Annotated in this window: 16 protein-coding genes and 2 pseudogenes; 5 read left to right on the forward strand and 13 right to left on the reverse strand. The window is 60.6% G+C overall.

The window, feature by feature from the left end; translation table 11 throughout:
- Window positions 1-2 precede the first annotated feature (2 nt).
- Complete coding sequence (locus tag RA19_RS18270) at window positions 3-773, forward strand: DUF1365 domain-containing protein (protein ID WP_039165277.1); 771 nt, start codon at window positions 3-5, stop codon at window positions 771-773.
- Entirely contained in the window at window positions 770-1,495 is a 726-nt protein-coding gene (locus RA19_RS18275; RefSeq protein WP_039165278.1) for an SDR family NAD(P)-dependent oxidoreductase, read from the forward strand. Before RA19_RS18270 ends, RA19_RS18275 begins: the two co-directional genes overlap by 4 nt.
- 8 nt (window positions 1,496-1,503) lie before the next feature.
- Here RA19_RS18275 and RA19_RS18280 read toward each other — a convergent pair whose 3' ends face one another.
- On the reverse strand, window positions 1,504-2,139 hold the full coding sequence (locus RA19_RS18280) for a ChrR family anti-sigma-E factor (protein WP_039165279.1): 636 nt from the start codon (window positions 2,137-2,139) through the stop codon (window positions 1,504-1,506).
- A 1-nt stretch (window position 2,140) separates the two neighbouring features.
- Window positions 2,141-2,695 carry a sigma-70 family RNA polymerase sigma factor gene (locus tag RA19_RS18285; protein WP_039165280.1) on the reverse strand — a complete coding sequence of 185 codons (555 nt, stop codon included), beginning with the start codon at window positions 2,693-2,695 and terminating at the stop codon, window positions 2,141-2,143.
- 338 nt (window positions 2,696-3,033) lie between these two features.
- Here RA19_RS18285 and RA19_RS18290 point away from each other — a divergent pair, with 338 nt between their 5' ends.
- Window positions 3,034-3,642, forward strand: a complete 609-nt coding sequence (locus RA19_RS18290) for a hypothetical protein (protein WP_039165282.1) — start codon at window positions 3,034-3,036, stop codon at window positions 3,640-3,642.
- Window positions 3,643-3,825: 183 nt separating this feature from the next.
- Here RA19_RS18290 and RA19_RS18295 read toward each other — a convergent pair whose 3' ends face one another.
- Complete coding sequence (locus RA19_RS18295) at window positions 3,826-4,845, reverse strand: sterol desaturase family protein (protein ID WP_052261930.1); 1,020 nt, start codon at window positions 4,843-4,845, stop codon at window positions 3,826-3,828.
- 182 nt (window positions 4,846-5,027) lie between these two features.
- On the opposite strand from RA19_RS18295, the gene RA19_RS26660 reads away from it, so the two are divergent.
- Window positions 5,028-5,294, forward strand: coding sequence for a hypothetical protein (locus tag RA19_RS26660; protein WP_152615814.1), 267 nt, complete (start codon window positions 5,028-5,030; stop codon window positions 5,292-5,294).
- Between the two features lie 73 nt (window positions 5,295-5,367).
- On the opposite strand, the gene RA19_RS18305 is transcribed toward RA19_RS26660, so the two are convergent.
- The 8 genes and pseudogenes from RA19_RS18305 to RA19_RS18335 form a co-directional block, all read right to left on the reverse strand.
- Window positions 5,368-6,057, reverse strand: a complete 690-nt coding sequence (locus RA19_RS18305) for a LysR substrate-binding domain-containing protein (protein WP_039165285.1) — start codon at window positions 6,055-6,057, stop codon at window positions 5,368-5,370.
- A 48-nt stretch (window positions 6,058-6,105) separates the two neighbouring features.
- Window positions 6,106-6,303: pseudogene (locus RA19_RS27785) on the reverse strand (LysR family transcriptional regulator); the annotation flags it as partial.
- Between the two features lie 182 nt (window positions 6,304-6,485).
- Window positions 6,486-7,286, reverse strand: a complete 801-nt coding sequence (locus RA19_RS18310; protein ID WP_039165442.1) for a metallophosphoesterase — start codon at window positions 7,284-7,286, stop codon at window positions 6,486-6,488.
- Between the two features lie 32 nt (window positions 7,287-7,318).
- A complete protein-coding gene (locus RA19_RS18315; protein WP_039165288.1) occupies window positions 7,319-8,119 on the reverse strand; it encodes a carbohydrate ABC transporter permease in 801 nt (266 codons plus the stop codon).
- Complete coding sequence (locus RA19_RS18320) at window positions 8,116-9,009, reverse strand: carbohydrate ABC transporter permease (RefSeq protein WP_039165289.1); 894 nt, start codon at window positions 9,007-9,009, stop codon at window positions 8,116-8,118. Before RA19_RS18320 ends, RA19_RS18315 begins: the two co-directional genes overlap by 4 nt.
- A gap of 69 nt (window positions 9,010-9,078) precedes the next feature.
- On the reverse strand, window positions 9,079-10,341 hold the full coding sequence (locus RA19_RS18325; RefSeq protein ID WP_039165290.1) for an ABC transporter substrate-binding protein: 1,263 nt from the start codon (window positions 10,339-10,341) through the stop codon (window positions 9,079-9,081).
- Window position 10,342: 1 nt separating this feature from the next.
- Complete coding sequence (locus RA19_RS18330; protein ID WP_082020606.1) at window positions 10,343-11,461, reverse strand: ABC transporter ATP-binding protein; 1,119 nt, start codon at window positions 11,459-11,461, stop codon at window positions 10,343-10,345.
- On the reverse strand, window positions 11,458-12,219 hold the full coding sequence (locus RA19_RS18335; protein ID WP_193748298.1) for a DeoR/GlpR family DNA-binding transcription regulator: 762 nt from the start codon (window positions 12,217-12,219) through the stop codon (window positions 11,458-11,460). Before RA19_RS18335 ends, RA19_RS18330 begins: the two co-directional genes overlap by 4 nt.
- A 314-nt stretch (window positions 12,220-12,533) precedes the next feature.
- Between RA19_RS18335 and RA19_RS18340 the strand changes: the two are divergent.
- A pseudogene (locus tag RA19_RS18340) lies at window positions 12,534-13,559 on the forward strand (IS30 family transposase).
- 504 nt (window positions 13,560-14,063) lie between these two features.
- Here the strand turns inward: RA19_RS18340 and RA19_RS18345 are convergent.
- The gene (locus tag RA19_RS18345; RefSeq protein ID WP_446720297.1) at window positions 14,064-15,053 is read right to left on the reverse strand and encodes an ATPase, T2SS/T4P/T4SS family; all 990 of its coding nucleotides are present in this window, start codon (window positions 15,051-15,053) and stop codon (window positions 14,064-14,066) included.
- Window positions 15,050-16,387, reverse strand: coding sequence for a TrbI/VirB10 family protein (locus tag RA19_RS18350; protein ID WP_342586089.1), 1,338 nt, complete (start codon window positions 16,385-16,387; stop codon window positions 15,050-15,052). The genes RA19_RS18345 and RA19_RS18350 overlap by 4 nt, the downstream gene beginning before the upstream one ends.
- Between the last annotated feature and the right edge of the window lie 19 nt (window positions 16,388-16,406).

Here is a 16,406-nt window from a genome sequence, read left to right on the forward strand (position 1 = left end):
TTATGATTGAGCATGTGCCCGCCCAGACCTTCCACGCCCGCAGGGGCGGTTTGAAAAACGCCTTCCGCTACGGTGTGGACTATATTCTGACCGATATGACCAAGGGCGCTCCGCCCTTGCTGTCGCGCAACCGGTTCAATCTGTTCTCCATTCATGACCGCCACCACGGCGGCCCGCGCGGTGCAGGCAGCGGAGTTGCCTGGTTCCGTGATCAATTGCAGCAGCGCGGCTTTCCGCTGGCAGACGCGCAACTGCTGCTGCTGACCCAGCCGAGCTTTCTGTGGTTTCATTTCAACCCGGTAAGCTTCTGGATCGCTGTCAGGGACGGAACACCAAGAGCCTTCATCGCCGAGGTGAACAACACCTTCGGCCACCGCCATTGCTACTTTGCTGCGCATTCGGATTTCCGGCCGATCCGACGGGACGAGGTGATCGGTGCTGAAAAGATGATGCATGTGTCTCCGTTTCAGCAGGTTGCCGGCAGCTACCAGTTTCATTTCGGGATGACAGACCGCGCCTTCAACATCCGGATTTCCTACAGGAACGGCGCCCAGGGTGTGTTGGCAACGCTGAACGGGCTGCGCCGCCCGGCCTCCACGGCCTCACTGGCCGGTGCTGCGCTGCGCAGGCCTTTGGGGCCGATACGGGTGGTGGCGCTGATTTACTGGCAGGCGTTGAAGCTTTGGGCCAAACGGGCGCCATTCCTGAACAAACCCGCGCCGCCTGAACCGCTCGTGTCTGACAGCTCCACCTATTCCGGCCGCGGGGCATGAACCGCTTTGAGGGCAAGACCGTCTGGCTGGTGGGCGCAAGCCACGGGCTGGGGCGCGAGATCGCGCGGCAGCTGAACCGGGAGGGCGCCCGGCTGATCCTGTCAGCCCGATCGGGCCAAGCGCTGGAGATTCTGGCGGGCGAACTGACCCGGGCACAGCCATTGCCGGTGGATGTAACGGACATGGGGTCAATCACCCAGGCGGCGCAGCTTGCGGGAACTGTGGATGCGGTCATCTACAACGCTGGTGCTTATGAGCCGATGCGCACCCAGGACTGGGACACCGGGGCCGTCCTGAGGATGAATGATGTGAACTACAATGGTGCTGTCAGGGTGCTGGGACAGGTTCTGCCGGAGTTTGTCAAAGCGGGCCGTGGCGAAATCACCTTGATCGGATCGCTGGCCGGGTACCGCGGGTTGCCCGCCGCTATCGGCTATGGCGCCAGCAAGGCCGCGCTGATCAGCCTGGCTGAAACCATGCGGCATGACCTGAAAGGGTCCGGCGTAACGGTCCGCATCATCAATCCTGGATTTATCAAGACCCGGCTGACGGACAAGAACAGCTTTGCCATGCCGCAGCTTATGACTCCGGAGCTGGCGGCGCAGTATGTTGTGGCGGCGTTGAAATCGAGCCGGTTCCGGACAGATTTTCCGCGCCCGTTTTCCTGGATGATCAAACTGCTGCACCTGCTGCCCGACTGGCTCATCTACCGCGGCAGGTAAGGTCAGATTCAAATTCTGAACAGCGGCTGCAGCAGGCGCGGCATCAATGCGCTGAACCGCAGAGGTGCATCAGTGGCCGCCAGGCATATGCAGGGATCGCCGGCATCCGCCACTGGAGTATGCTCCAGATCCTCATCGCCGATCTCGACATCCCCGACGCCGAACCTTCCTGTCTCGTCGCTGAAACTGCCTTGCAGCACCAGGGTCAGTTCCAGGCCGTTGTGGGTGTGATCGGGCACTGCCTGCCCCGCCGGAATATACAGCAGCCGGGCCGAACCGCCGTCGCCTTCGTAAAGGATGTTCTGCTTTACGCCCATGCCCAGGGTCCGCCAGCGCGGGGCGCCGCCCTTCAGGGCCTGCATCACTGGGCCAGGATAAATTCCCTTGGCATCATAGACCGGCTCCGGCGTCGGGGGCTTATCCAGAATCGCCATAACGCTGGCCTTCATTCCAGGCGAGAGCTCTTCGCTATGCGCTGCTTCCAGCAGGGCGCCGCCGGCGCTTTGGTGGGCGCCAAGCGCGGCCTGGCAGTCGCGGCAATAGGACAGGTGGCTGGCCACCACCATGGCAAAGGCATGCGGCAGGCTGCCCGCCGCGTAGGCGGCGATCATCGCGTCGGGGATATGGTGGGTGATTGCAGGCATATCAGCGCAATCCTTTTAGTTCTTTGCGCAGTCGCCCCAACCCGAGGCGGATGCGCGACTTTACAGTACCAAGAGGCAGGCCGGTCTGGCTGCTGATTTCCTGGTGGGTCAGCTGGCCGATATAGGCCTTTTCGATCATCTCTTTCTGATCCGGCTGCAACTGCTGGATTGCCAGCTTCAGCTGTTCGGCTTCCTGCTCCAGCCCCAGGATCTGGCTGGCGTCCGGTTCCAGTCCGGGATCCGCGCTCAGCTCATCGGGAACCGGGCGGTGCTCCTTCCGGACGATGTCGATATGGCGGTTGCGGGCAATCTGATAAATCCAAGCCGAGGCCTGCGCCTTGTGCGGATCGAACTGTGATGCCTTGCGCCAGATGGTGAGCATGACATCCTGCACGATTTCCTCAGCCAGCGCGGAACTGGCTCCGGAGCGCATGACAAACCCTTTCAGCCGAGGCGCCAAATGGTCGAACAGCGCACCAAAGGCCGCCCGGTCCCTCTGGTCGCGGATCGCAAGCAGCCAGATCGTCAGCTGAGAAAAGGCTTTGCCGTTTGACACTGCTGCTGTGGCCCCTGGGGATACCCCATGCAGAGCTTTTCTGCCGGGCGGTTTGTCCAAATTTACTGTCACCATAGACCGGTTACGGTCCTATGAGAAACCTGGATCATTCCCGGCTGAAAAATAGTTGCGTGCCCCTCCGTAGCAAGCCGATTGGGACCGGTGGGGCTGCAATAGCCAGATTGGCCGCCAATCTGGACACGCAGATTTCCGTTAGGACCTGTGCAACCGGCTCCAGGCGGCTAACGCAGGGCTGCTGCTGCCGGTCACACATGCCCTCGCTTCAATTGGAAACAAGTGTTCACTATGGTCCGCGAGCAGAAGCGGAGTTGGATAGAATGAAAATGAACCGGGAAGTTTGGAACCGAGCGGAGTGCGATCTGATGGTCGAGCTGTGCCGTTACCATGCTCAAACGCTGTTTGCGTACTCCACGAATTTTGATCCCCAGGATCTTTCCCGAAATCCGCAAGCGCTGACAGATGGTTTCGTGGCTGCAGGAACTATTCTGTCCAATCAAGCGATAACCGCGTTTGAAATGGCTATGAGTGCTTTGCTGGAATGCGGATTTGCAACCAGTGTCGAATACCCGTATTTTTCTTGCAAGCTGCTCGTTTCAAGCGATGAATTTGAGCTTCAAACACCGCCGGAACTTCCGTTCAGCAATCAATCTTCTTTGGGCAACGCGTTTTCGGCGATGTTTAAGGCGTACAATCACTACGGAAGATTAGGCCATCCGGAAACGCTGAAATGCGTTTTCGGCTTGCTTCCGGCTGCTGGATTTCTTGAAGAGCGTAGCGGAGCGACCGAATGGTCAGCAAAAGCGTACAGTCTCGCACGCCGGCCTCAGCCATCCGAACTGCCTTGGACGAAAGACGATTTTTTCTGGAAGGTAGATACATTTGATTGGCTCGTGACAGAAGCGGCGCGTCATTGGATGCAACGTTAACCGGGACGACGGTGTCCAGCGCGGGCGGGCGGTGGCCCTGGGCCCTCTGCTGGAGTGATTGGCTGCTAAGTGGCTGGTGGCCGAAAAGGATTAGAACTGCCCGTTTTTTGTACTACGCAGGATGGCGGAACCTGGATTTTGCTGAATTGGCACCGGCGGGGCTTTGCCTGCCGGTGCAGCCGTTTACTTCCTGCGCATCTCTTTCAGCCTTGCGCGGGTCTGCGCGGTGGCCTCTTCGGTGCCGTCATGGAAGGTGCCGAACCACTTGTCGCAGGGAACTTCCGGCTCGCCGTAGTTGCACTCAAAGTACCTGTGATGCAGCTGATGGAAAAAATCACCGACCTTCAGCCCCTTATCGCTGCCTTCCCCTGCGGTGACCGCGTCGTATCCAGCGTGCGAACTGACCGCGAGTAGCACTTTCTGCTGCAGCTGGAAGATGAAATGGACCGGGTGCGAGGCCAGCACGAGATGGATCAGGACCGAGCTTAGATAGCCGATATGTTCAACCGGGTGCATCGACATGCCGGACCAGGGGCCGACATTGACGTTGCGGTGGTGCAGCGCGTGCACATGTGTGTAGAGCGGGCCCCAATGCAGCAGCCGGTGGATCCAGTAGAAATGGAACACGCCGTAAACCGGCAGAAAAACAAACCAAAGCACAAACCAGACCGGGCTGCTGGCGAACTCCATTACCGGCATGAATCCGTTGGCATAGGCCCAAAGGCCAATGACCTCATAGGCTGTCCAGACCGTCACGCCGCTGGCAACCGACCAGAACACATTGTCGCGGAACTGGCTGTTGAAGGTGAACAGCGCGCTTTTCTTATGGAACGGGCGCGCATCGTAGCGCAGATAGTTGCCCTGGCGCTTGAACGTATAAAGATAGAGGTGCATCCCGCCTGCCAGCAGCAGCATCAGGGCAAGATTGCGGAAGTAGACGGCGGCGACCCAATCCCAGGCAAAGGCCTGTGCTGTCTCCAGGGAAGGTGACAGGTAGAACCAAGTCAGAAATGAGACCGCGACAACAATCAGACGGTCGGAGATGGGCAGCCAGGAGCCCCATAGCACTTTTAAAGCTGCAACCGGGCCGCGTTTGAGGTTGAAGACCGAATGATCCTGAAGCGGCAGCTCAGGGTGCCAGTTCCAAGTGGATTTGCGGGGCAGTGTGACGCCGGATGCGGCGTCTGCGGTTTCCTGTGCCATGCCGGTCATCCTTTGCCTTCAGTGCCAAGGGGGGCGGACCGGAACGCCTTAAGCTCGCAGGGGCTCATCTGTGCGGAGACGGCTTCATACGGGAAGGCGCCGCTTCGCACGGCAGATTGGCAGGTGCTCAGCGTTGCGGTAACGAGGGTATTTGACGCCGCCGCCCGGACATTGCCCTGAGTTTGAACACGGGTCATCCGCGTATCGTTTCCGGCGTCGTCAGCCCGCGCTGCCTGCCTGGCATTCATGGCTGCCACATCTGTGAGCCGAAGCTTGCCATTGCTGGCGCTCAGGCCCGCAACGGTCCAGTTCCGCTGCGCTGGCTGGTGGCTGAAGGTGAATTTGTTGCGCATTCCTTGGGTCTTCCTGAATGTGGTGAAGGGGCAGGCAAAGCAGCCTGCACAGGTGACCTGCGTAAAATGCTGGATGGGCCCTTAGTCCTCAAATGAAAGCTATTGCAGCTTTGCATTCCCTCAGAGAATGCATGCTGCTGCGGTCGGAGCGTGGATGCCCGAGCGGAGTCTACAGAACAGGTGCTGGTTCTGAGGGCGGACAGCCGTTGAATTGCCGGTTCAGCCAGTCTTTAAACGGGGCCGCGTCGAATGCGGGGGGGCGGTTCGCGGGCCAGGCCAGATGATAGTGGTCTTCAGTTTCCAGGCATTCAGCCAGAGGAGCGACCAGCTGCCCGGAAGCTGTCAGGTCGCCCAGCATGCGCATCCAGCCCAACGCCACGCCTTGCCCGGCCAGGCAGGCCTGAATGACGTGATAGTAGTTGTTGAAACCCATCGGCTGGCGGTCCTTGGGCAGTTCCTGGGAAAAGTGGCGCAGCCAGCGCCGCCAGCCCACCCATGAGGCATGCTGCGCCTGCATGTGCAAAAGCTCGCAGCCGAGCAGATCCTGGACGCTTTCGATTGGCCCGTTTTCCCGCAGATACTCCGGTGTGCAGACTGGAGTGAGGATGTCATTGAACAAGGGCTGCGATTTGAACCCGGGGAAATCGGGTTCTCCGAACACAAGGGCCAGATCAACCTTGCCGGAGGGCTCAATGCCTTGCGGGTCTGATGTCACCACAAAGATTTCGCCCCCGGGAAAACAGGCTCTGACTTCGGCGACACGCGGCAGAAGCAGGAAGGCCGCATTTGAGGTCGAAGTCGACAATACGATCTGGTGCCTTGATTTCTCCTGCAGAATATCGTCCAGCGTGTCGGCCATGTGCGACGCCGCAAAACTATACGCGCGCAACAGTTTCCGGCCTGCTGAGGTTAGGCTTATGCTCTTGTGACTGCGCGTAAAAAGAGGCTGGCCAAGCCGGTCTTCCAGTTCCTTGATCTGCTTGCTGACGGAGCTTTGAGAAAGCCCGACTTCTTCACCTGCCAGTGTGAAACTCTCCAACCGGGCAGCCGCTTCAAAGGCTGGCAGAAGCCTTTGGATGTTCCGGTAAAGACGTTTCGCTTGCATGGGAAACCTTGCGTTTCGGCCGGTGGAAGGACGGCGTAATCATCTCAATATGTTGGTGATGCGGCAAGTTAGCTTTCGCCGCTAAAGGCAAATGCAATAAAGCCGGGGAGCCGGGAACAATCCCGGACGCCGGCTGTATTGTGACGCCGGCTGGGCCAGATGCAGGAATGAAGGGTCTCACCCTATGCAAAGGGGGTGGGAGGCCCGAAATCTGCCGGAGTGATCAAGTCGGCGCGGAACCGGCCGTCGAAGCTGTGCAGGATCGCGCCGGTTCCGCCTGGGGCCCAGCTGAGGCTGGACCGGCCGTCCGGATCGAGCACGATGCTGTGGGATACGCCGGGTGCGGTGATGGCCGGATGGGCGGCAAAGGTGCTGTGGCATACACGGTGGATGTGGCCGCAGCCGATCTGCAGCGGGCCGCTGTGGGCGCGCAGAAGCTCTGCCAGGCGGCCGGGTGTGCGCAGGCCGATTTCGTTCATGGCTTGGATGCCGGTGTCCATCGGCGGGTGGTGCAGGAACAGCAGGGCAGGGCGGCCGTTCAGGCTGCCAAGCTGTTCCGCCAGCCAATCGCAGCTGTCAGCGGACAGCGCGCCGTGCGCCGCGCCCTCTACCAGTGTGTCCAGGCCCAGCAGGGTCAGGCCCGGCAAATCCTGACGCCAATTGACCGGGCCCTGTGCAGGCATCCAGTCCCGGGCTGCGAAGGCTGCTCGCATGGCGGTGCGGCTGTCGTGGTTGCCGGGAACGGCAAGCCAGGGCAGCGGGCTGTCCTGCATCAGCTTGCTGAAATGGGCATAGGCCGCGGGGCAGCCAGTTTCGGTCAGATCGCCGGAGACGACAATCCGGTCGACCGGCGCGATCCGGGGCAGCAGGCTGGCCAGGCCGCGCAACAGTCGGCGCAAGGCTGCTGCGGTGTCGAGGCTGCCCTGGAACAGCTGCCCTTCGGGCAGGATGTGCGGGTCTGAAATCTGAAGAATTCTTGTCATGAAATCATATGCTTGGATGGGGCGGCCGGGGGTCACTTGACACCCGCGGTCAGGAACGCCTGCACGAACTGGCGCTGGAACACCAGGAACAGGATCAGAAGCGGCGCGATCACCATCACGGTGGCGGCCGAGATGACTGAGATGTCGACGCCGTTCTCAGGCGCGCCGAACAGCGACAGGCCAACGGTCAGCGGGCGGGTGCTTTCGGAATTGGTTACGATCAGCGGCCATAGGAAGTTGTTCCAATGGGTCGAGACCGAGACCAGCGCATAGGCCAGATAAGTGGGCCGGGCGGCGGGCACGTACACGCGCCAAAGCACGCCCAGGGTGGAGCAGCCTTCGACACGGGCGGCTTCCTCCAGATCTTTGGGCACGGATTTGAAGGCCTGCCGCATCAGGAATATGCCAAAGGCCGAGGCCATATAGGGCGCGCCGATCCCGGCCAGGCTGTCCAGGAGGCCCAGGGCGGCGGCGACGCGGTAGTTCTCGACGATCAGCACTTCGGGCAGGATGAACAGCTGCAGCAGCACCAGGATGAACATGGTGTCGCGGCCGCGGAATTCGGTCTGGGCAAAGGCAAAACCCGCCAGCGTGCAGAGGAAGAACTGGCCCGTCAGGATCAGCGTCACCAGCAGGAAGGTATTGAGGAAGTACTGCAGCCAGGGTGCGCCCTCCCAGGCGGTGCGGAAATTGTCCAGAGTCAGCGGTGCGCTGAGGCGGAAGTTCACGGCGTCGCTGACATCATGGAACGCCGCCCATAGCGCAAAGACCAGCGGCGAAATCCACAACAGGGCCAGCAGGATGGCCATGGCAGGCTCGATAAAGCGGCTCATCTGTAGTGGGTCCTTTTGTCCAGCACCAGGAACTGGAAGGCGGCCAGCGCGCCGAGCACCGCAAGCACCAGCGCCGTCATCGCGGCGGCAGCAGGGCGGTCGAAGTAGGCGAATGCGTTCTCCCAGATGTAGTAGAGGATCAGCTTGGAGCTGTCCGAGGGGCCGCCCTTGGTCAGGATGAACAGATGGTCGATCAGCTTGACCGAATTGATCATCGCGTTGACCAGGATGAACAGGGTGGTCGGCATCAAAAGCGGCAGCACGATGCGGCGCAGGTAGGTCCAGCGGCTGGCGCCTTCGATCTCGGCGGCTTCTTTCAGGTCCGGCGGGATGGTTTGCAAGGCGGCCAGGTAGAAGATCATGAAGAACCCGGCTTCTTTCCAGATAGTGACGGCGCTGACCGCCCAAAGCGCGGTGCCGGGCTGGCCCAGCCAATTGACCGGACCGGCCCCGAACAGCGCGCCGATCTGATTGAGGATGCCGAAGCTGGGGGTGTAGAAGAACAGCCACAGGTTGGCAGCCGCAATCATCGGCAGCACGGTGGGGGTGAAATAGGCGGTGCGGACAAAGCTGCGGGCGGGGATTTTCGAGTTGGCCCAAAGCGCCATTGCCAGCGCCAGCGCGATGGAGACGGGGATTGTCACTGCGGCGTAGAGCAGGTTGTTCCAGGCAACCAGCCAGAATGTTGGATCCTCGAACAGGTATTGGTAGTTCTCGAGCCCCACGAACTCGGAAGGGCGGCGGCGGGTGCCGCGCGACCACAGCGAGGTGACGACTGTCGCCAGGGACGGGTAGAAGGCAAAGACCGACAGCATGATCAGCGCGGGGCTGAGCAAGAGCCAGCCGTTCACGGCCCTGCGGCGGCGTTCAAGAGCAAATGCGTCGGTCATGCGGTGTCCTGGCTGAAGCGGGCGCCGGGGGGTAACCCGGCGCCCGGAGTTTCCACAGATTTGGGCGGCTTATTTGTAAGCGCGCAGCAGGCGTTCGGCGGCGGCCTGTGCTTCGCCCAGGGCCTGTTCGGCGGTCTTCTCGCCGGTCAGCGCCGATTGGATCGCGGCGTTCAGCCCGTCGCGCACCCGGGCGGTTTCGAAGGTCGAGAATTCGGCCACCGCGTGCTGCAGCTGGTCGCGGGCCACCAGCGCGGGCGGGAACCCTGCGGTGTAGGCTTTCAGCGTCTCGGTCTCGTAAGCGGCGGGCGATACGCCCATATAGCCGGTGGCAATCGACCATTCGGCGGCCTGCTCCGGCGCAGTCATGAATTTGATCAGCTCCAGCGCGGCGTCTTTCTCTTCTGCGGTGCTGTTCTTGAACACATAGAAGTTGCCGCCGCCGGTGGGCGAGCCCAGGCGCACATTGCCCGGCAGCTTGGCGACGCCGAAATCGAATTCAGCGTTGTTCTTGACTGCGGTCAGGTTGCCGGTCGAATGCCACATCATCGCGGTTTTGCCTTCCAGGAAAGCCTGGCGCAAGGTGCCCCATTCCACCGTGCCTTCGGGCATGATGCCATGCTCCTGGCTGAGCGATTTCCAGAATTCCAGCGTGTCGACCACGGCTGCGTCGTCAAAATAGGTGGTCACGCCGTCGTCGGACATCACTTCCTTGCCATTCTGGATCGCCAGCGCCTGGAACATCCAGTAGGGGTAGCCGGTGGAGGGAATCATCAGCCCGTGGTGTTCCTGGCTGGTCAGGGCTTTGCCCATCGAGACCAGTTCTTCCCAGGTGGCAGGCGCCTTGTCCGGATCCAGGCCTGCGGCGCGGAACATGTCCTTGTTGTAATAGGCTACGATGGTCGAGCGTTGGAACGGCACGCCCCAGGTCTTGCCTTCGATTTTGCCGTTGGCCATCAGTGCCGGGTAGAAGCTGTTCAGCCAGGCATCCTCTTCCGTACCGTCGACCAGATCGTCAAACGGCACCACCAGGTCCTGCTCGATCAGGTCATAGGCGTCGATCGAGAACATCACCGCCAGCTGCGCAGGCTCGCCTGCTTCGAGCGCGGCCAAGGATTTGATGCGGGTGTCGTCATAATTGCCGGCATAGATCGCGTTGACCTTGATATCCGGGTTCTGGTCTTCGAATTTGGCGACGATGCCGTCGACAACCTCGGTCAGCTTGCCGCCGACGGCGATCGGGTAGTACATGGTCAGTTCGGTCCCGGCCGCGGCCGGATTGACGAGCGCGGTGGCAGCGGCGAAAATAGCCGCTACGGCAGACATACGGGTCATGTCAGAGTTCCTTCTGGGCAAGTTCAAGTGACGGGTTCAGGTGACGGGGGGCTTGGGGCCCATTTCCGGACGCTGTGTTTTGGCGAATGCGCGCCTCGGAATTCTGCTGCGGCTCCTTTTCCAACTTGCCTGTGCGGGCGTTGAAAAGGAGCCGGTCTTCTGCCGGGATGGAAATGCCAACCTGCTGGCCAAGCGCGAAATCCGCGGTGCCGGGCAGGATGGCAGCCAGGCCCTGGGCCGCGGGATGGGCCAGCGAAAGGCGGGTTTCCGATCCCAGATATTCGATGTCTTCAATTGTTGCGGTCAGATCCCCTGTGCCGGCGGGATGCACCGGCAGGGCTTCGGGCCGGACGCCCACCAGAAGGCCGCTGCCGAGGCCAAGCGCGGGCCCTTCGATCAGGGCAGCAGGCGGTTCACCGATGAATTGCGCCGCAAAAGTCGATGCTGGCTGGGTATAAAGCTCCGCCGGGCTGCCCGCCTGTTCGATGCGGCCTGCGTTCATCAGCACCACCTGGTCCGACAGGCTCATCGCCTCGCCCTGGTCGTGGGTGACATAAACCACGGTCAGCCCCAGGGTGCGGGCCAGAGCGCGGATATCCTTGCGCACGGAATGGCGCAGCTTGGCATCGAGGTTGGACAGCGGCTCGTCCATCAGGCAGAGCGGTTTTTCCGCCACCGCGGCGCGGGCCAGCGCGACCCGCTGCCGCTGGCCGCCGGACAGCTGCGCGGGCTTGCGCCGCTCCAGTCCCTGCAGGCCGGTCATCTCCAGCGCCTTGGCCAGGCGCTTGGCCTGCTCGGCGCGGCTGATGCGGCGCACCTTGAGGCCGAACAGCACGTTTTCGGCAACGCTCAGATGCGGAAACAAAGCGTAGGACTGGAACACCATTGACAGGTTGCGCTGCGCGGCGGGCAGGGCGGTCACGTCCTTGCCGCCGATGAAAATGCGCCCCTCCTGCGGCTGTTCCAGCCCTGCAATCAGGCGCAGCAGCGTGGACTTGCCGCAGCCCGAGGGGCCGAGGATCGATAGGAACGCGCCTTGCGGCAGGCTCAGGCTGATGTCCTGCACCCCGCCCTGGCCGTCCCACTGGCGGCTGACGTGCTCCAGCGCAAGAAAGCTCATGCTGCCTCTCCCGCAATAATCAGCTGATCGCGCACCGGCTCCAGCAGCGCGTCAAACGGGGCTGCGGGGCGCTGATCGATCACAATGCGGTCCGCCTCCTCCAGCCTGCCGCCGACCGCCGCGGCGCGGCGCCCGAATTTCGAGACATCCGCCACCAGGATGGAAGCCCGCGCATTGTCCCGCAGGGTCTGGCGGATCTGCACTTCTTCCTCGTGGAAATCCAGCAGGCTGCCGTCGCTGTCGATGCCGCCGACCCCGTAGATCGCAAAATCTGCACGGTAGCCGCGGAACAGGTCCAGCACCTGCGCGCCCAGAATGTCCCGGTCTGGCAGGCGCAGCGTGCCGCCGGGCAGAATGATCCGTGCGCCAGGTGCCTCGGACAGGGCCATGGCGGCGTTCAGGTTGTTGGTGACAATGGTGAGCCCTTCCCGTTCGGCCAGCGCGGCGGCAACCAGGGCCGGCGTGGTGCCGATTGAGAAGAACAACGTGGCCCCGTCCGGAATCAGCGCGGCGACTTGCCCGGCAATCTGCTTCTTTGCCGCGACATTCAGGGCCGAGCGGGTGGAGTATGGCAGATTCGAGCTGCCCTCGATGAACTCGGCCCCGCCGTGCAGGCGGCGCAGCTTGCCTTGCTCGCATAAGGCGTTGATGTCGCGCCGGATCGTGTGCGGGGACACGTTCAGACGCTCCGCCAATTCGTCGACAAGCACCCGGCCTTGGGATTGAGCGGTCTCAAGTATTGCGGTTTGTCTGGTCATTTGCCACCTCACAACTCTCATATGAGCAAATTTCATGACACTTTGATGACCATGCTGCTCATTAGAGCAATTTAGTCAAGAGGCAGCAGAATCATGCCCGAAAGCGGCAGGCTGCTCTTGTGGGGATCGAGACTGTGCAGCCGGAGGTGTTTAACCATTGCAGGCAGCTTTCCCTATACCGGGTTGAACCAAAGTCTGGATGTCTTTTTAACATAACCATTATTACCGGCGGCTGGGAGGCGGCGGGGTGCGCGCTACCTCCAACTGCGACTCCTATTAGAAACCAAAGGGTTATCTAATGAGGAGAGTCTGGCATGGGCGCCGTTTATTCGCAACTGAGCATCGAAGAACGCCGTAGAATTGAGCGCTGGAGGCACGCAAAAGTTCCTGTTCGCGAAATGGCACGCGTGCTGAAGCGCTCAAAATCTACCATCCATCGAGAGATCAAACGAAATTTCTTTTCGGATCCCTGTCTGCCGAAATGCGATGGCTATTATGGTGCGGCCGCGCAGTTGATGACGTCCGGCCGACGCGCCCGGAAACGGAAACTGATCCGCTATCCGGAGTTGCGCAAGCGTGTGATCGAGCGCCTGAAGAATGGCTGGACACCAGAGCAGATTGGCAACCGGATGATCCACGAAGGTGCGAGGCAGCGAGTTTATCAGGAAACGATCTATCGCTACATCTACTCTAAAGAAGGCATGGCCGATGAGCTCTGGTGGTATCTACCTGAACACAGAATGTACCGCCGACCGCGTCGTGCCAGAAAGCGTCAGGCGCCAAAGTTCGACCGCGATGTCAGCATCCTGTTCCGTCCCGACGGTGTCGCGCACCGCCGCCAGTTCGGGTATTGGGAGGCAGATCTTATGCTGTTCAAACAAAGCCTTGGATAATCCAATGTGACCTCCCTGGTCGAGCGTGTCAGCCGCTTCAAGGTGATCCTGAAAAACCCGAACAAACGCACAAAGCCGGTCATGGGCAAAATCATGAGGGCGATCCGCGAACTGCCCTACCTTGCGAGGAAGTCGATCACCTTTGATCGCGGCACCGAGTTCGTCAGCTGGCCGCACCTTCAAGCTGAGATCGGGACGCAAACGTGGTTTTGCGACCCCTCTTCACCCTGGCAGAAAGGCACTGTCGAGAACACAGACCGACGGCTCCGACGCTGTCTGCCACGCATGCGCAATTTGGCGATGGTCTCAGATCACGAACTGGAGGTCCTCTGCGACCGCCTCAACAACACACTCCGCAAATGCCTTGGGTGGAAGACGCCGGCGGAAGTCTTCCGGGAAAAGATGATGGAGGAATTAGGTCGATCTCCCTACCCTCCAAGCCAATAGGGGTCGCAGTTCAGGTGTCGCTCACATTGGCAAGGGTGACTTGCGTGGTGGAAAGGCCTGGCGGACGACCAAGCCGCTTGCCGCGCTCCTACGCAGCGCGTAGCGGATTTTCATGGGATCGTTTTGCACAAGGTTATTGCAGCAGTCCAACGCAATCGGAATCAATGACTTAGCAGCGGCCGGAAAACTGCGGCAAAAAGGGGTCCTTTTCGCCTCACATCGATCGAGACCCGCCGTCCGCCGAACATTGCACGAACTCGCAAGATGCGGGACATTGCAGCCATTCTCTGCGGGTGCCCTAGCCAATCAGTCCAGGTTGACCGAGAAGTTGGTTCTCAACGTGACCCCGCCTACTGGACGTTTTTTGGCAATTTGGTCAGCCGATCTCGGCCGAGTAGCGAAATCACAACCTTTCCGCTGACCAAGTCCCGAACCGCAATACGGACAACGTGGTGTCCCTGACATTCGACGGGGTGTCTCGGCTGGGGGCAGGACAAGCGCCGACTATCCGCCTTCGCACTTCGGGAAAAACAACTCTGTGACTCCCCTTCGCCCACCTACTCGTCCAAGCTGAACAATCACATCGATGGATTGGGCGATGTACTCTTTCACTTCTGCAAAGGTCAGCGGTGTCCCAGCGTGCAGAACCATGATGGCTAGCCGATCTATTGCGAGCTTTGCCGTCTCGGCATGCAATGTTGAGATCGACCCGCCATGCCCGGTATTGATGGCTTCCAGATAGGTGAGCGCTTCCCGCCCGCGCAGCTCTCCTACGATAATCCGGTCCGGCCGCATTCGAAGAGAAGCCGCCAAAAGCGCATCGGTTGTCCTGGGCGAGTCTGTTCCGCGCTCGGCCAGAAGACTGACGGCATTCGGCTGACGCGGAAACAGTTCAAACGCATCTTCGATTGTAATCAGGCGCTCATCCTTGCCAGCAAACCCGAGCAGATGCCGGGCAAACGTGGTCTTGCCCGTCGATGTGCCGCCACTGATGAGAATGTTCAGACGCAGTTCGACAAGCCGCTTCAGGGCGCTGTCTAGGTCCGTTTCCGCAAGTTCGCGGACCTCTGCCATTAGTTCACGCCGCTTGTCCTCCAGCGAGATGGCCTTGCCAAAGAGATATTCCGCCTTGAAGTCTGGAATGCCGTTGGCTGGAAACAGCCTGATTGAGACGGAGGCCCCATCTTCCACGGCAGGCGGGACCGCCACCTGCACACGGAGCGGCCGGTCCCGGAAGCTGATCTTTCCGGAAACCAGCGGCCTGGATTTCGAGACTTTGGCTTTCGCATCGCCAACGATCGCCTGAGCAATATCAACGGCAGTTTGAGCTGCTACATTTTTCCCAGCAACAGGCGTCATATGAGCCGCGCCTGACCGCTCAATCCAAACCTGCCCATTTGGATTGATGGCAAGTTCAGATATGCCTGGATCCGTGAGCCATTCTGCGAAGGGTTCGAGATAGGCGTCGACGTAGCTGGCCAGTGCAGTGGTCACCAGATCACCACATCCCGGTCCACCAGAACGGTGACACCGGCGCCCTGATCCACATAGATGGTCGGTTTGCGGGAGAGCTGCTCTGCAATGACTGTGCCTGTGGCGTCCTCCAAGTCCTCAGTCACTGAGACCAGAGTGTCCGATGTGGTCTCATCTTCAACGCGGGAGGCCGCGATGGATGGGCCGGCTCCAATCAGGGAGATCAGAGCAGCACCGCCAAATCTTTCGCCAAACTTACTATCGACAAGGCCGGTGACACCGGAGCGGCCCAGCTGGTCACCGCCCACTGAGGATATCTGCATGGAAACACCTTCAGGTGTCAGAATGCGGTTCCAGGCAATCAGGATGCGCTTCTGGCCTGCATCAATGCCCGCGCTGTATGCGCCAAAGAGACGGGACCCACGCGGGATCAGGATGTTGTCTCCGGCGAAGGAGGGGACAGGTTCTGTAACCACCGCGATGACATTGCCGGGCAAATCGCTGTTAATGGCAACCTGCAAGGCGGCCTGCACAACTGATCCTTGGGCCAGCGTGCGGTCAGGGACTTGCATCCTTTCTGCTTGCTGAACAGTCAGGGCAGGGGCCGATTGCAGGAATGCTTCATTGGCAGACAGCTTGCGCCTGCCAGAACTTCCATCCTGGGCGCCGTTTCCAGCTGTCACCGTGGCCTGGCTGCTGGCAAAGATCACAGCAGGCGATTCAATCTGGCGCCGCTCCAATTCGGCCGCATCCCTTGCGGCTTGTTCCGCCAGCAGCGCTTCTAACGCCAGGGCCTCACTGCTTGCCATCTCACGTTCCAGTGCTTGCCGCTGCATACGTTCCGCATCAAGCAATGCTTGCAGAGAATTCTCGCGTGCAGCTGAGGATGACTGCAATGCCAGAAGATCTGACTGCGCTTGTCTCGCAGCGGTTTCGAGTTCTGCCGCCCGGTCCTCAAAGGCTGATTTCAGCTGTTCAACTGCTTCCGCAATAACCTTATCCCTACTGGCTGTGCTTTCAGCGAGTGCCTGGCGCATCGCCGCCAGCTCTGCTGTCAGCCCTGGATCCTGCTCTGATGCCGGCGGCGGGGCAGGGACCTCAAGTGCATCTTCTATCCGGATTATTGCCTCCTCCACTCTCTGTTCCGGTTCGGGAGCTTCAAAGTTCAGCCGCCCGCCATTTGCCTGCCCTTTCTGGAAGTCTTCCACTTCGGAGGTGCTGAGCGGCTTTTCCGCATCACCTTGCAAGTCCGCGGCAAGGAGGTAGGCAGCAAAGGCACCGGCAACCGCTAGGCCTGCGCCAATGGCAGGCAGGCCGGTACGCCGCCGCGGCGCCGCTTGGGGTTTGCCCTGCATTTTCGCCAGGCGTTCTTCT

This window comes from Leisingera sp. ANG-M1, from assembly GCF_000813745.1.
Classification (GTDB): Bacteria; Pseudomonadota; Alphaproteobacteria; order Rhodobacterales; family Rhodobacteraceae; genus Leisingera.

What these genes read in the sequence shown, in the direction of transcription:
- RA19_RS18270 (WP_039165277.1), top strand. Translation starts at nt 3, where the DNA reads ATGATTGAGCATGTGCCCGCCCAGACCTTCCACGCCCGCAGGGGCGGT.
- RA19_RS18275 (WP_039165278.1), top strand. Translation starts at nt 770, where the DNA reads ATGAACCGCTTTGAGGGCAAGACCGTCTGGCTGGTGGGCGCAAGCCAC.
- RA19_RS18280 (WP_039165279.1), bottom strand. Translation starts at nt 2,139, where the DNA reads ATGCCTGCAATCACCCACCATATCCCCGACGCGATGATCGCCGCCTAC.
- RA19_RS18290 (WP_039165282.1), top strand. Translation starts at nt 3,034, where the DNA reads ATGAAAATGAACCGGGAAGTTTGGAACCGAGCGGAGTGCGATCTGATG.
- RA19_RS18295 (WP_052261930.1), bottom strand. Translation starts at nt 4,845, where the DNA reads ATGGCACAGGAAACCGCAGACGCCGCATCCGGCGTCACACTGCCCCGC.
- RA19_RS18305 (WP_039165285.1), bottom strand. Translation starts at nt 6,057, where the DNA reads ATGGCCGACACGCTGGACGATATTCTGCAGGAGAAATCAAGGCACCAG.
- RA19_RS18310 (WP_039165442.1), bottom strand. Translation starts at nt 7,286, where the DNA reads ATGACAAGAATTCTTCAGATTTCAGACCCGCACATCCTGCCCGAAGGG.
- RA19_RS18315 (WP_039165288.1), bottom strand. Translation starts at nt 8,119, where the DNA reads ATGAGCCGCTTTATCGAGCCTGCCATGGCCATCCTGCTGGCCCTGTTG.
- RA19_RS18320 (WP_039165289.1), bottom strand. Translation starts at nt 9,009, where the DNA reads ATGACCGACGCATTTGCTCTTGAACGCCGCCGCAGGGCCGTGAACGGC.
- RA19_RS18325 (WP_039165290.1), bottom strand. Translation starts at nt 10,341, where the DNA reads ATGACCCGTATGTCTGCCGTAGCGGCTATTTTCGCCGCTGCCACCGCG.
- RA19_RS18330 (WP_082020606.1), bottom strand. Translation starts at nt 11,461, where the DNA reads ATGAGCTTTCTTGCGCTGGAGCACGTCAGCCGCCAGTGGGACGGCCAG.
- RA19_RS18335 (WP_193748298.1), bottom strand. Translation starts at nt 12,219, where the DNA reads ATGACCAGACAAACCGCAATACTTGAGACCGCTCAATCCCAAGGCCGG.
- RA19_RS18350 (WP_342586089.1), bottom strand. Translation starts at nt 16,387, where the DNA reads ATGCAGGGCAAACCCCAAGCGGCGCCGCGGCGGCGTACCGGCCTGCCT.